The organism is Marinobacter salicampi (assembly GCF_011074795.1).
Lineage (GTDB): Bacteria > Pseudomonadota > Gammaproteobacteria > Pseudomonadales > Oleiphilaceae > Marinobacter > Marinobacter salicampi.
Genome location: NZ_JAAMPF010000018.1, coordinates 181,880 through 194,032, shown reverse-complemented (window position 1 = coordinate 194,032; position 12,153 = coordinate 181,880). Strand labels below are relative to the sequence as shown.

Here is a 12,153-nt window from a genome sequence, read left to right as displayed (position 1 = left end):
ATGCGCCCCACCCTCACGGCCATGGCACTGCTGATCAGTCTATTGGTGCCGTTTGATAGCCACAGCCAGATCTACCGTTGCCAGACAGATAGCCAGACCCTGTTTTCGGATAGACCCTGCGGTGCCGGGGCCGAAGTCGTCACCGTCGAGCCGGCCCGGACCGGAGGCCGGCTGGATACCGGCGCTGATTTCCGCTTTGAGCCACCAGCGCCCAGACAGGCCAGAGCGTCCCGTACCGGTTGCGCCAGGGGTTACATCCAGTCCACTGAACTGCGCCGGCTTCGGGTGAAGTCCAGGGTAGAGGCTGGCATGAGCGCCACCCAGGTACGCTATATTCTAGGCGATCCGGACCACCATGCCGGCCAGTGGTGGGTATACCAGCGCCGGGGCAAGGAAACCGGACGTTACCTGATCAGGTCTGGCTGCCTCGTTAGCTGGCGTTAGAGCCGGCTCACTGCCCGGGCTGGCGTGCCACATAAACCGTGTTGGATGACTCCGTGTTCTGGAACGGATTGAAGAACGACACCACCCGGGCTTCCACCTCAACAAACAGGCACTGCAGGATTTCCATGAATTCCTCATCGGGTGGTTCGTTGGACCACATGCCAAAGACGCCACCGGGCCGCAACTGGCGCGCCATTCGACCCAGACTGTTGGTATTGTAGAAGGTTGCATTGGACTCGTTCAGCAGGGCCCGTGGCGAGTGGTCGATGTCCAGCAAGATGGCGTCGAAGAGCTTGTCCGGTTGATCCTGGTCAAAACCGGTGCCCTCGGCCACTGCCAGATCAAAAAAGCTGGCATGGACAAAACGGCAGCGCGGATCATCGTTAAGAATTTTGCCAAGAGGCACCTTTTCCTGCTCATGCCACTGAATCACTGTATTGAGGGCGTCCACCACCAGCAAGGAGCCCACCCGGTCGTGTTTGAGCGCAGCCTCTGCGGTGTAGCCCAGGCCCAGGCCACCCACCACCACCTGCAGGTTATCGCCGCTGATTTCAGCCAGGGCCATGTCTGCCAGCGCCACCTCGGCATCCACAAACATGCTGGACATCAAAAACTCGTCCCCAAGCTTGACCTCATAGATGTCTCGGTCGCCAAGGGCGGGAATACGGCGCCTGCGAAGGGTTATTTCACCCAGGGCGGAAGGTTGGGTGTCAATTTCCTCAAACAGAAGGCCCATCGGTCACCTTGATATTGATGCATTTAGAACGAACACTCTAACAGAAAAAGTCCGCTCGGCTGCCACGGCCGTACCAATGGGCATAGCCAATCGCGACCCGAAGCGCTTCGCGCTATCCGGCCCCGGGTGATAGGCTCGGGTTTCAGGACGGTACCGGTAGTGATCCAGATCCAGTGGTAAATCAGATACCAGTGATAAGGAGGTTACGATGACACAACCAGTTCTGCTTATAACCGGCGCCTCATCCGGCATCGGCGCGGCCACTGCCCGTGCGGCTGCCAGGGAAGGTTACCGGTTGGTGCTGGCAGCCCGCTCCGAAGACAAACTGGCCGAACTCCGCGACGAACTTGGGGGCGAATCCCGGGTGTTGACGGCGACCTGTGACGTTCAGAGCGGCGACGACCAGAAAGCCATGGTGGACAAGGCTCTGGAAGCCTTTGGCCAGATAGACGCAGTGTTTGCCAACGCCGGCCGGGGTGGAAGCTCAGGGGGTTTCAGCGGCGCCGATCCTGAGGTCTGGCGAGACATGATTCTGACCAATGTGCTTGGCGTCGGGCTCACCCTCCAGCACTGCCTGCCGGCGCTAAAGAAAAGCCGCGGGCATCTGCTTATTACCGGGTCGGCAGCAGGCCGGACAACCATTCCAGGCTCTATGTACAGTGCCACCAAGTGGGCGGTTTCAGCCATCGGCTATGGAGTACGGGAAGAGTTGCGCGGCACCGGGGTGCGGGTAACGCTGATCGAACCAGGCATGGTCGATACAGCGTTCTTCGATGAACCACCAGCCTCGGCCCTGGAGCCCGCCGATATTGCCAATGCAGTGACCTACGCTCTGGCCCAGCCAAGGCACGTGGACGTCAACGAGATCCTGGTGCGACCAACGCCGCCGGTGGACTGATAGCTATTTCAGGCGGTGGGCAGGATCTGGCCCACCGCCTGCTGGTCGGTTTCATGGTCGGTCTAGACGCCGAAAGGATAAGTCTCGGGCGCGCGATCGGTCCACTCCGACACTTTATCCAGGGGCTCCAGTGCCCGCGTGGTGTCAAAATGCAGCACCACATCAAACTGGTCTGCCAGTTTGCAGTTGAAATAATGACTCCTGCGTTCGGAACTGGCCAGATACAGCACGCCAATTGCCCGCTCCAGGCGGCTCTTGGGAAGGATTGCCGCCACCCGCTGATCCTGCAGGTCAAGCAGAAACGCCTCTTCTCCAATCTCATGAAACAGATGCTCGTAACTGTCGGGCAGAGCTGGTTTAACTGTCTTGAGCTCAACGTCGCCGTTCCAGGCAGAGGCCGCGGACACATGACCCCGGGAGGTGGTGAACCCTACCAGAAGGGCATCGTCACGGTAGCGCTCCCGGGTCAGTTGGCCGAGGTTGAACTCCCCCTGCTCACCCATGGCCGTGGCACGGGCATCTCCGAGATGGGAGTTGTGGGCCCAGACCGCTAATCGGGCGCTGTTGCCGGTCCGCGAGGTCAGATGCTTGCGCAGGGCCTCGAGGGTGTCGCTCATGTGGCGGTCCCGGATATTCCAGGTGCTGATCCGGCCGGTAAACATGGTGCGATAGTAGCGTTCAGCATTGCGGACCAGACTGGCGTTGCGTTCAGCCTGAAACTGCTCATCTTCGGCCAGCATGCCACCCTTTCTGACATAGTCCGCAGCGTTGCCCTGGATCCTCATCAACTGCTTGACCACTTCCTCTTCGCAGGAAGGCCGCTTGCCCAACATCACACCGTAGCCGTACTCCTGTTCATCGGAGGTGTGGTCGAGGCATCCATAACTCTGCCGCGCATGGTCCGCTGCCTCAGGGTCTACCTGCTCCAGGTAGTCAATGACGTGGTAGATGGACTCATACATGCTGTACATGTCGAGGCCATAAAAGCCCACCTGCGATTCCAGACTGCGGCCGTAGTTGAACTCGCGCAACCACTCCACAAATTCCACCATCACCGTATTACGCCACATCCACAACGGAAACCGGTGAAAGTCCCCCAACGCTTCCGCGGCGGACTCATCAAAGCCAAGGCCTCTGACATAGCGGTTGATGCGGTAAGCCGCAGGCCAGTCGGCCTCAACAGCGATAGCACTCAGGCCCTGCTCCATGATCAGCCGTTTGGTGACCTCAGCGCGGGCCTGGTAAAACTCGTGGCTGCCATGGGTGGCCTCCCCGAGCAGAACAAAACTCTTGTCGCGACAAAGCGCGAGAAGCTCGTCGTAATCGCCCGCCTCCCCTGTCAGCGGCGTTATGGCCTGGCGGAGCATGTCCAACTGTTGTAACCCGTGGCCTTCTGTCATGACGGTTGCCTCCTGCAATCGATTCCTTTCGGACATTAAGCATTTTTTACCATGCCTTCAGGAAATGTGGCATCCGCAGCCCGTTTATTAAAGGCTCTCCCCTTAAAAATTCTTCATGCCGCCATGAGTCTTACTCCGGCTCCGGCGCTTTCCCGGGACAGCCCCCACCCTCAGTCAGTGCCCTTGACGCGGCCATGGCATGCCTTGCCAGCAAGGCAAGATTGCTCTGCTGGGCAATAACCAGAGAGTTGATCTCGTGGCCGGCCTGGGCCGATGCCACCACCTTGCAGGTAAGCTGGCCATCACCCTGACGCAGCACCTGGTAGCGGGCTTCCAGCAGGGCATACTGGTTCGAGACCAAGTCGAACCGGATGATCTCCACCCGGACTCTGACCGGTGTCTCGCTGTTGCCGGCTTTAAAGCGGGCGAACCGGGTTTCCAGGGCACTTCGGATCTCCTCCGACAGGCTGGCGCCCCACCAGTCTGAGCCCATGATGGCGAGACTGCTGTCGTCTGTTCGCAATACCACCTCGGAGCGGTCCACCTGAGGCGGGACAGTGACGCTCTCCAACCGCAGGCTACTGACGTCAGCGGGAATTTTTTCGGAGTTGGTGATTTCACCTTCGGCAAGCGGAACCAGGGTATGAAAGCGAACCTGGGGACTGGTGCAGGCCCCGAGGCTTGCCAGGAGCATAAACACCATTAACGCCCGGAACGAGGGAGCCCGTGCCTGTGCATTTATCATGGCTGCAGACTCCGGTCCTGGCCCTGCCGGCCCCGGAGCAGTGCTTCCGGATGCCGGCGCAGGTAGTCGGTTAGTTCTCGTACTGAACGTGACATGCGCTCAAGCTCTCCTAATGCCTGGCCCAGCTTGTGCCGGGCGGGTGAATTCTCGTCCAGGGTTTCATTGGCTGAATTCAGGGTATCTTCCATGCGGGCCATGACCTGGTCGATGCCTTCCAGGGTGGACCGGGTCGCTGGCAGCAGGTCGCTGTTGAACTGTGCCATGGCCTCACGCATCTCAGCCAGTCCGCCGTCCAGATTGGCACCGATACTTTCCACCGGCAGTTCACTCAATCGCTCAACCAGACTCAGTAGCTGCGCCTGCAGCTGATCGAGACTGGTGGGTCGGGTGGGAATAATAATCGCCTGTGTACTGGTCATGAAATCTGCATCATCAGCGTTCGGGTAGAATTCCAGTGAGATAAACAATTTGCCCGTAATCAGACTCTGGCTCCGGGCTTCAGCACGAAGGCCGTTCTGGACAAAACGCTCGAACAGCTTGCGGGTGGCTGTCTCATCGCTTCTATCCTCCTCTGCGGCCTGCAGCTTGTCGTAGGCCTGCCCCATCAGCTTCGGGTATATCTCGGCCTCTACGATAACCGGAAAACTCTGGTCGGCAGGATCATAATCGAGGGTGATGCTGTTTACCTCGCCAATATTCTTGCCCATGAAGTCTACCGGCGCCCCGGCGCTCATGCCCCGCAGAGACTGGTCGAACTGCATGCGTATCCGCTGGGCTCTGCCCTTGTCAGCAGCGAAAGCGCCGTCCCTGTTATCGAACAGGCGAAAACTGTCTCCGGCCTCTGCCAGAACCGCTTCCGAAGACTCCGGCAGGTCGGGCCTGCCAAAGGCGATGCCGCCGGTCACCAGGGAAACCAGTGATTGCACGTCCATTTCGAGACCCTCAGTGCTCACATCCACCTCGATGCCGCTGGCATTCCAGAACCGGGTTCCGGAAGTGACGAAGCGGTCATGAGGGGACGATACAAACACTTCGAGATTTACCGCCGAGCCATCATCGGACAACCCGTAGGACACCACCTGCCCAACCTGGACCTTGCGGTAATAGACCGGCGAACCGACCGAGAGGGAGCCGAGATCACCAGCCTGTAAACCAAAGCGTTTGCCAGGCTCACCGTAGGTGATGGTCGGCGGCGTTTCGAGCCCGGTAAACTCACGGGTCGTTTCCGCGGAGCTGCCGGGGTCAGCGGCAATAAAGCCACCTGTGATCAGGGTGTCAAGACCAGAGACACCGCCTACCCCGATTCGCGGGCGAACAACCCAGAAACGCGAATCCTCCCGGGTGAAGGCCTCGGCATTTCCATCGAGCTGAATGGTTGCGATAACCTTCGAACGGTCGTCGTTCAACTTCACATTGGTCAGACCCCCGATCACCACATTGCGGTACTGGACCGGCGTCTCTCCAGGCGTCAGGCCTTCCGCCGTTTCAAAGGTCACTTCAATAACCGGTCCTGCGTCCTGCCAGACCCTGACCAGCATCGACAGCCCGATAAGTCCCGCCACCAGGGGAACCAGCCAAACCAGAGAAATATGCCATCCTCTTTTACGCAGCTCTGGCTGGCCTGGGCTTTTGCCTGTGTTCTCATCCGTCATGGGTTCTTCCTGTGTCCCAGATCAACCGTGGGTCGAAACTCAAGGTGGCCATCATGGTCAATATAACGACCAGTCCGAAGTAAAGGATCCCGACACGGGGCTCTATGCTGCCCAGCGCTCCGAACTGGACAAGTGCCGTAAGAAGGCCGGCTACAAAAACATCCAGCATGGACCAGTAGCCAATCAGCTCCAGCCCCCGGTACAGCTGGGTCCGCTCTCGCTGTGAGCGGGCACTGCCGCGCTGAACGGTTATAAGAAGCACGCCAAGGGCCAGGAACTTGGTCACCGGCACGCCCACGCTTGCAACAAAAAGGATGACAGCGATATCCCAGGACCCGTCCAGCCAAAGGTCGACCACGCTGCCCAGTATGGTCGTGCTCGAGTCATACCTGAAGCCGCTGGTGTGCATGATGGGCAGGACGTTGGCGGGAATGTAGAACACAAACGCAGCAATCAGCAGGGCCCAGCTCCGATTGATCGAGCCTCGCTTGCGCCGGTGGAGGGTGGCGCCACAGCGCAGGCAGGGGCGGGGTATGTCCGAGAGCGGGCAGGCACACTTGCAGTGGTGACACAACTGCAGGTTGAGTTCGTCAGCGAAAGGCAAGCTCACGAGACCTGCTCCCAGAGCATACGGATGTCACGTCCGGCCACGCCAATCATGAGCAGGCTGAGGAACCCCAGAGCAAACAGACCCAGGGCAGGTTCAGCCTCCAGTCGCCCGGTCAGCTTGAACACCGTCACCAGAGCACCCAGTAAAAAAACTTCCAGCATGCTCCAGGGCCGCAGGGCCTCCAGGTTCCGCATCGCCCACTGAAACCCTGGCGCGCGTTTGCCCCGGCAGGCATAGGATAACAGCCAGATCAACAGCCCGACCTGGAAAGCAGGCACCAGCACTGTGGCAAACGCCGCCATGAGGGCCATGAAAATCACCGGACCATGGGCAAGGGCAGTGGCGGCATCGATTAGAGTCGCTTCCTGAAGCTGGCCCCGGGTGTGCACCGACATGATCGGGTAAAGGCAAAGGAACGTCAGTAACATGCCGGCAGTCACACTCAACGCCAGCAACTGCTCCACCGTCAACCAGGCCGGTCGGGATATGATGGCGCCGCAACGCACGCAGTGAGCTTTTTCATCATGGCCGAGTACCGGATGCTGGTACGCGGAATCGCAATATTCGCAAATAATGATGGTGGATGGTTCTGGCATCCGCTCAGGTTCCCTCTGTTGCCACGTCTGATCAGGCACTGATCAGCTTGAAACAACCGGATGCCCATGTCCATAGGCAAGGCTTCCTGAAATCCCTGAAGTACAGCCTTACCGATACCCGGGGGTACCTGACAGGGCGCTTAGGGCGTCTCTAACGCTGCTTTGGTAGGTGGAGAAAACAGGCTGAGGAAGATACCCGATCCACACAGGCGTTGGAACGACAGGACAATGACGTTGCAGACCTGTTCCCGATATACTCCCCATCTGCGAATAGTTTAAATGGACCGTTAAATCCAGAACGATAAAGGAAAGCCCGATGAGTGACCTGAAAACACGTTTCGACGAAGCAGTAAACTATATCCAGACCGCTGAGGGAGATTTCAAACCCTCCAACGAGCTTAAGCTGGAATTCTACGGCCTGTATAAACAGGCCACCGAAGGTGACGTGAGTGGTAAGCGTCCCGGTATGATGGATTTTGTCGGACGCGCCAAGTACGACGCCTGGGCGAGCTATAAAGGTATGTCCAAAGACGAAGCTATGCAGAAATACATCGACCGGCTGGAGCAAATGAAGAAATCCTGACTTATCTCAAGGCGCTGGCAGAAACATTATCCGGCGCCCCTAAATCCCTTTGCCGTGGTCAAGGGATTGTCATAACATGCGCGCATTCTAACAAGTACAAAGTTACCCACAGGATGATCCCCCATGAGTATCACCGAAGCGCTGGAACAGAGCCAGCCAGGACTTGTGGTTCGCGTGCAGCAGGCTATAAAAAAACAGCAGCTTAACCATCGGACCGAGCAAACCTACCTGCACTGGATCACACGATTCGTGCTTTTCCATGGCCTCAAAGACCCAGAGGCACTGCGGACAGATGACCAGCAGTTATTCCTTACGTATCTGAACGACCGTATGACCCTGTCCCGGGCCCGGCTGAACCAGGCACGCCAGGCTCTGCAATTCTTTTATGAGGATGTACTGGAGAAAAACGCAACCGGGTCAGCTGTCGCTTGTTAACGGCATGTATGCCCTTGCCACGCCTGGGTGCAGGATCGGTTAGCGGCCCTGAAGGTTGGTGTTGAGGGCGTCGTAGTTCCGGTTTTCTGGCGGTCGGATAACGTAGTTGCTACCGAATGTCTGGCCTGGGACGACCTTTGGATTACTGAAGTGTATCTCGACGGGTATTTCAGAGCGCCCCAGATCCGTGCGGCTGTCCCTGGGCTGAAGCGCCAGGGGATCAAGATAGAAATCCTCATTGGTTGTGCTTGAGGACTCCCGTGCAGTCCGCACTGGCACGCCCGCCGCCGGCGCTGCCAACCCGCCTTCGATAACCGTGCCGGCAAGGGAGTCTTCTGCCATTGAACTGAAGGGTATGGTGTCCACGGTGGATCGGTCTTCATACTCGAAGGCGCGGACCTGGTCCGCGTCTGCATCGGTCTGGACGCCAGACTGGGCCTGAACCATTGCCGGCAGCAGCAGCGCCAGCATCAGGCCCTGCGCCGCGAGTCCCCTTGATCCGTATAAGCTAGCCATAACCGCACCTGAGTATGTTTTCGACATTCCGCCTCCTGCGTCATGCCAACTTTTGGACAGTTTATATCCAATTAAAGCAAACGTCGGGCTTGGTCGCCAATTTTGTGACGTGCGCACAGGTCATTCCAGGCCATAACGGATATTGGTGATCACCACCTCTGCCGGACCATCCGGTGTCCGCACCACAACTTCATCATCGCAGCGCTTGCCCAGCAACGCCCGGGCCATGGGCGAGTCCACGCTCAACAGGCCCTTGCTGAGATCGAACTCGTCCGCACCCACCAGCCGGTAGCAGTGTGACTGCCCCGCATCATCTTCAATAGTGACCCAGGCACCGAAATAGACCTTGCTCTGATCATCGGGCGTGCGATCGACTACGGTCAGCTCTTCCAGCCTTTTGGTCAGAAAACGGATACGCCGGTCAATCTCCCGCAGCTGTTTCTTGCCGTATATGTACTCGGCATTCTCGGAACGGTCGCCTTGAGCCGCCGCCTCCCGAACCGCCTGGGTGACTTCGGGTCGCTTGGACTTCCACAGATAGGAGAGCTCCTCCTTCAATCGGCGCTCGCCTTCGGGAGTGATATAACGAGCCCGCGCCTTGGGGCCTGAAGTAGAATCCGCCATTGTTTCGCCTGCCATACCGGTGTGAGTTCAGGAGTGCTGGGAGAGGGACCATAAAAAAGCGCCCATAAAAAAACCCCGCAAAAACGGGGTAAGGCTAGCGCTGTGCTGGAGGGGTAAGCAAGCCTCCTGGGGCCGGGAAGCCTAGAGAGGGTCTGTAATACCAACGCTTGCTTGATTACCTTCCTGACCTATTCTGCACACTCGCCCTTACCCGCTAATGGCGCACCCATTAAGCTTTTGTCAGACAAGAGAGACTCGAAAGCCTCATACTGCCCGGATTAGGTTGCCCACTCTAGAGTGAGCCGTTAGCTTCCATCCACCAGCCTTGGCTTTGGCCGGTTAATGAGGCCCGCTCAATTGTCGTGGCCCTGCCGCCAGCCCACTATCAGCTCCAACACAAAGGTGACTCCCATGAACACAAAAAAACTCCTGAATACCGCCCTCAACGGCCTCGACTACCTGGGCTTCCAGCTGGATCAGTTCGGCATTACCGGCAAGATCAATCGTCATAACGTGGCGGCGTTTCTGATGGCCGAGCAACACCATCTGGAAGGGGAATGGGACAGTCTGCAGGCCCGTTTTGACCGACGCAAAGCCCACTTCGAAGCACTGGTTGAAAGCGCCGAAATGAGGGCAAGCCGTCTGCTCTCGCCGATCAGCAAACTACGCAGCCGCGCCGCCTAGTTTACTGCCCCGTCGGTGATGGCGGTGGAGTGCGCTCATCGTTGTCGGCGCTCTCCGCGGCCAGGGCTTTCGCACTGACAGCCTTGATACGACGGTTGTCCGGCCGGTAGCCGGGCAGTCGTACTATTACCGTGAGTCCAGGCGGGTCCTCACCGGGGCGGCGATCGCTGAGCTCGATTCTGCCCTGGTGTATTTCAGTCACAGCACTGACCAGACTGAGACCCAGGCCATTGCCCGGCAATGACCGGCTTTTCCCGACTCGGTAAAAGCGCTGGAAGACCTGGTCTTTCTCATCGTCGGGAATACCTATGCCGCTGTCCCGGACCTCCAGCACAGCCTCATCTTCTTCCGTTCGCACCACGACACAGATATCGCCCTGTTCCGGGGTGTATTTTATGGCGTTGTCGATCAGATTGCTTACCATCTGGAATAGCAGGTCCCGGTCGCCCTCAATCATCACCTGATCATCCACCTGCTGTTCAAAGGTCTGATCCTTGTCTTCAGCCAACGCCTCGTAAAGCTCACAGGCGTCGCTCACCAGAAGGCCGAGAGACACCGCCTTCATATCGGCAGCGTTGCCCCGGGTTTCCAGCCGGGCAATCCTTAGCAGCGCATTGAAGGTGGCCAGCAACTGATCCGCCTCGGCCACGGCATTACCTGCGTGTTCCCGGGCTTTGTCGTTATCAACGGATACCAGGGTGTTTTCCAGCTGATTACGCAGTCGGGTCAGAGGCGTGCGCAGGTCGTGAGCGATACTGTCAGACACATGACGTATGCCTTCCATCAGGTACACAATACGATCCAGCATCTGGTTAAGGTTATCAGCCAGCTGGTCGAAATCGTCCTGGGTGCCCCGGGTGGGGATACGTAAAGACAGGTGCCCGGTCATGATCTTTCGGGAGGTATTATTGATCACCTCTATGCGTCTTGTGGTGCTGCGGCTCATCAAGAAACCGCCCAGCAAGGCCAGCGCCAGGGTAATGCCCATACCCCAGTTGATGGCAGTCTCAATCAGCTGTTTCAGCGTGGTCAGGTCCTCGACATCCCGTCCCACCAGCAACCTGAGCCCGCCCTGAACCTCGAAAATGCGTGCCCTGGCCTGGCGCTCGGGGCCGGTCCAGCCAACGCTTTCATCCAGGGTGAAATTGATCCAGCCACTTTGTGACTGCGCCGATTCGGGCCAGGTTGCCAGGTTGCCAGCCAGTTTCAGGTAGTCATCGGTTGTGAAGAGATAAATCGACTTGGCGTTGGGATCACGGGCAACCCGCTCCCGAATAATGGTAATCAGGCCATTGAGACCGCTGCCGCGATACTGCTCTGCAAGACCTGCAATTTCTGCCTCAATGGTTTCGTCAGTCTGCGCTGTCATGAAGCCTGCCGTACGCCAGTAGATAAAGGCCAGCAGCAGGAATACCGAGGTCGCGAAAACGACCATATAGAGCAGCGCAAGCTGAAACGTTGAGGTCTTGAGTTGGCTAAGCAGTTTCACGCAGCATGTACCCAGCGCCCCGAATCGTCTGCAAAAGCGGCGTGTCGAACTCTTTATCGATTTTCGCCCTGAGACGGCTGATATGCACGTCTATGACGTTGGTCTGCGGATCGAAGTGGTAGTCCCAGACTTTTTCAAGCAGCATCGTACGGGTCACCACCTGGCCGGCGTTGCGCATCAGGTATTCCAGCAAGCGGAACTCCCGGGGCTGGACATCGATGTTCTGGCCGGCGCGTTTGACGGTTCTGGCCAGCAGGTCCATTTCCAGATCCGCTACTTTCAATACGGTTTCAGTTTCTGCCGTCTGGCGGTTGCGGCGAACCAGGGATTCGATACGGGCCAGCAATTCCGTAAAGGAGAAGGGTTTGGTGAGATAGTCGTCGCCGCCGCCCCGAAGCCCTGCCACCCGGTCATCGACATCGCCCAGCGCACTGAGTATGAGGACAGGTACCTGATTGCCAGTGGCTCGTACGGTTTTGATAATGGCAAGCCCATCCATACCCGGCAGCATGCGGTCGACAATCATGATGTCGTACTCTTCACTTGCCGCGAGCATGAGCCCGTCTTTACCATCAGCTGCATGGTCTACTACGAAATCGGACTCTTTCAGTCCCTTGATAAGGTAGGTTGCAACGTCCTGATCGTCTTCTATTACCAGTGCTTTCACCGGTGAGCCTCCCGATTTACGGATGATTTCGTAGAGTCAGAGTAAGGGCATCACGCCAGACCTGCCAGTTACGA

At 58.0% G+C, this 12,153-nt stretch carries 15 protein-coding genes; 5 read left to right on the top strand and 10 right to left on the bottom strand.

The genetic code is table 11. The annotated features are described in order from the left end of the window. The gene (locus G7W63_RS09945) at positions 1 to 444 is read left to right on the top strand and encodes a hypothetical protein (RefSeq protein ID WP_166256879.1); all 444 of its coding nucleotides are present in this window, start codon (positions 1 to 3) and stop codon (positions 442 to 444) included. A 7-nt stretch (positions 445 to 451) separates the two neighbouring features. On the opposite strand, the gene G7W63_RS09940 is transcribed toward G7W63_RS09945, so the two are convergent. Then, complete coding sequence (locus G7W63_RS09940) at positions 452 to 1,180, bottom strand: polyamine aminopropyltransferase (protein ID WP_166256876.1); 729 nt, start codon at positions 1,178 to 1,180, stop codon at positions 452 to 454. A gap of 208 nt (positions 1,181 to 1,388) precedes the next feature. Here G7W63_RS09940 and G7W63_RS09935 point away from each other — a divergent pair, with 208 nt between their 5' ends. Further along, complete coding sequence (locus G7W63_RS09935) at positions 1,389 to 2,078, top strand: SDR family oxidoreductase (RefSeq protein WP_166256873.1); 690 nt, start codon at positions 1,389 to 1,391, stop codon at positions 2,076 to 2,078. 62 nt (positions 2,079 to 2,140) lie between these two features. Here the strand turns inward: G7W63_RS09935 and G7W63_RS09930 are convergent, their stop codons facing one another. The 5 genes from G7W63_RS09930 to G7W63_RS09910 all read right to left on the bottom strand — a co-directional run bounded on the left by G7W63_RS09930 (position 2,141) and on the right by G7W63_RS09910 (position 7,081). Next, positions 2,141 to 3,478 carry an erythromycin esterase family protein gene (locus G7W63_RS09930; RefSeq protein ID WP_166256870.1) on the bottom strand — a complete coding sequence of 446 codons (1,338 nt, stop codon included), beginning with the start codon at positions 3,476 to 3,478 and terminating at the stop codon, positions 2,141 to 2,143. Between the two features lie 130 nt (positions 3,479 to 3,608). Next, a complete protein-coding gene (locus G7W63_RS09925; RefSeq protein ID WP_166256867.1) occupies positions 3,609 to 4,223 on the bottom strand; it encodes a PqiC family protein in 615 nt (204 codons plus the stop codon). Beyond that, positions 4,220 to 5,875: a PqiB family protein gene (locus G7W63_RS09920; protein WP_166256864.1), complete on the bottom strand. Its 1,656-nt coding sequence runs from the start codon at positions 5,873 to 5,875 to the stop codon at positions 4,220 to 4,222. The genes G7W63_RS09925 and G7W63_RS09920 overlap by 4 nt, the downstream gene beginning before the upstream one ends. Beyond that, positions 5,865 to 6,485, bottom strand: coding sequence for a paraquat-inducible protein A (locus tag G7W63_RS09915; protein WP_166256862.1), 621 nt, complete (start codon positions 6,483 to 6,485; stop codon positions 5,865 to 5,867). Before G7W63_RS09915 ends, G7W63_RS09920 begins: the two co-directional genes overlap by 11 nt. Then, complete coding sequence (locus G7W63_RS09910) at positions 6,482 to 7,081, bottom strand: paraquat-inducible protein A (RefSeq protein ID WP_166256860.1); 600 nt, start codon at positions 7,079 to 7,081, stop codon at positions 6,482 to 6,484. Before G7W63_RS09910 ends, G7W63_RS09915 begins: the two co-directional genes overlap by 4 nt. 316 nt (positions 7,082 to 7,397) lie before the next feature. Between G7W63_RS09910 and G7W63_RS09905 the strand changes: the two genes are divergently transcribed. Next, positions 7,398 to 7,664: an acyl-CoA-binding protein gene (locus G7W63_RS09905; protein WP_166256857.1), complete on the top strand. Its 267-nt coding sequence runs from the start codon at positions 7,398 to 7,400 to the stop codon at positions 7,662 to 7,664. A 123-nt stretch (positions 7,665 to 7,787) separates the two neighbouring features. Beyond that, positions 7,788 to 8,099 carry a site-specific integrase gene (locus G7W63_RS09900; protein ID WP_166256854.1) on the top strand — a complete coding sequence of 104 codons (312 nt, stop codon included), beginning with the start codon at positions 7,788 to 7,790 and terminating at the stop codon, positions 8,097 to 8,099. A gap of 39 nt (positions 8,100 to 8,138) precedes the next feature. Here the strand turns inward: G7W63_RS09900 and G7W63_RS09895 are convergent, their stop codons facing one another. Both G7W63_RS09895 and greB read right to left on the bottom strand, forming a co-directional pair. Then, a complete protein-coding gene (locus G7W63_RS09895; RefSeq protein ID WP_341273679.1) occupies positions 8,139 to 8,615 on the bottom strand; it encodes a hypothetical protein in 477 nt (158 codons plus the stop codon). A gap of 120 nt (positions 8,616 to 8,735) precedes the next feature. Further along, positions 8,736 to 9,239 (bottom strand): transcription elongation factor GreB, encoded by a 504-nt coding sequence (gene greB / locus G7W63_RS09890; RefSeq protein WP_166256851.1) that lies wholly within the window; start codon positions 9,237 to 9,239, stop codon positions 8,736 to 8,738. 411 nt (positions 9,240 to 9,650) lie between these two features. Here greB and G7W63_RS09885 point away from each other — a divergent pair, with 411 nt between their 5' ends. Beyond that, positions 9,651 to 9,923: a hypothetical protein gene (locus tag G7W63_RS09885; RefSeq protein WP_166256848.1), complete on the top strand. Its 273-nt coding sequence runs from the start codon at positions 9,651 to 9,653 to the stop codon at positions 9,921 to 9,923. A 1-nt stretch (position 9,924) separates the two neighbouring features. Here G7W63_RS09885 and G7W63_RS09880 read toward each other — a convergent pair whose 3' ends face one another. Further along, positions 9,925 to 11,412, bottom strand: coding sequence for a HAMP domain-containing sensor histidine kinase (locus G7W63_RS09880; protein ID WP_166256845.1), 1,488 nt, complete (start codon positions 11,410 to 11,412; stop codon positions 9,925 to 9,927). After that, on the bottom strand, positions 11,399 to 12,079 hold the full coding sequence (locus G7W63_RS09875; RefSeq protein WP_166256842.1) for a winged helix-turn-helix domain-containing protein: 681 nt from the start codon (positions 12,077 to 12,079) through the stop codon (positions 11,399 to 11,401). The genes G7W63_RS09880 and G7W63_RS09875 overlap by 14 nt, the downstream gene beginning before the upstream one ends. Positions 12,080 to 12,153 lie beyond the last annotated feature (74 nt).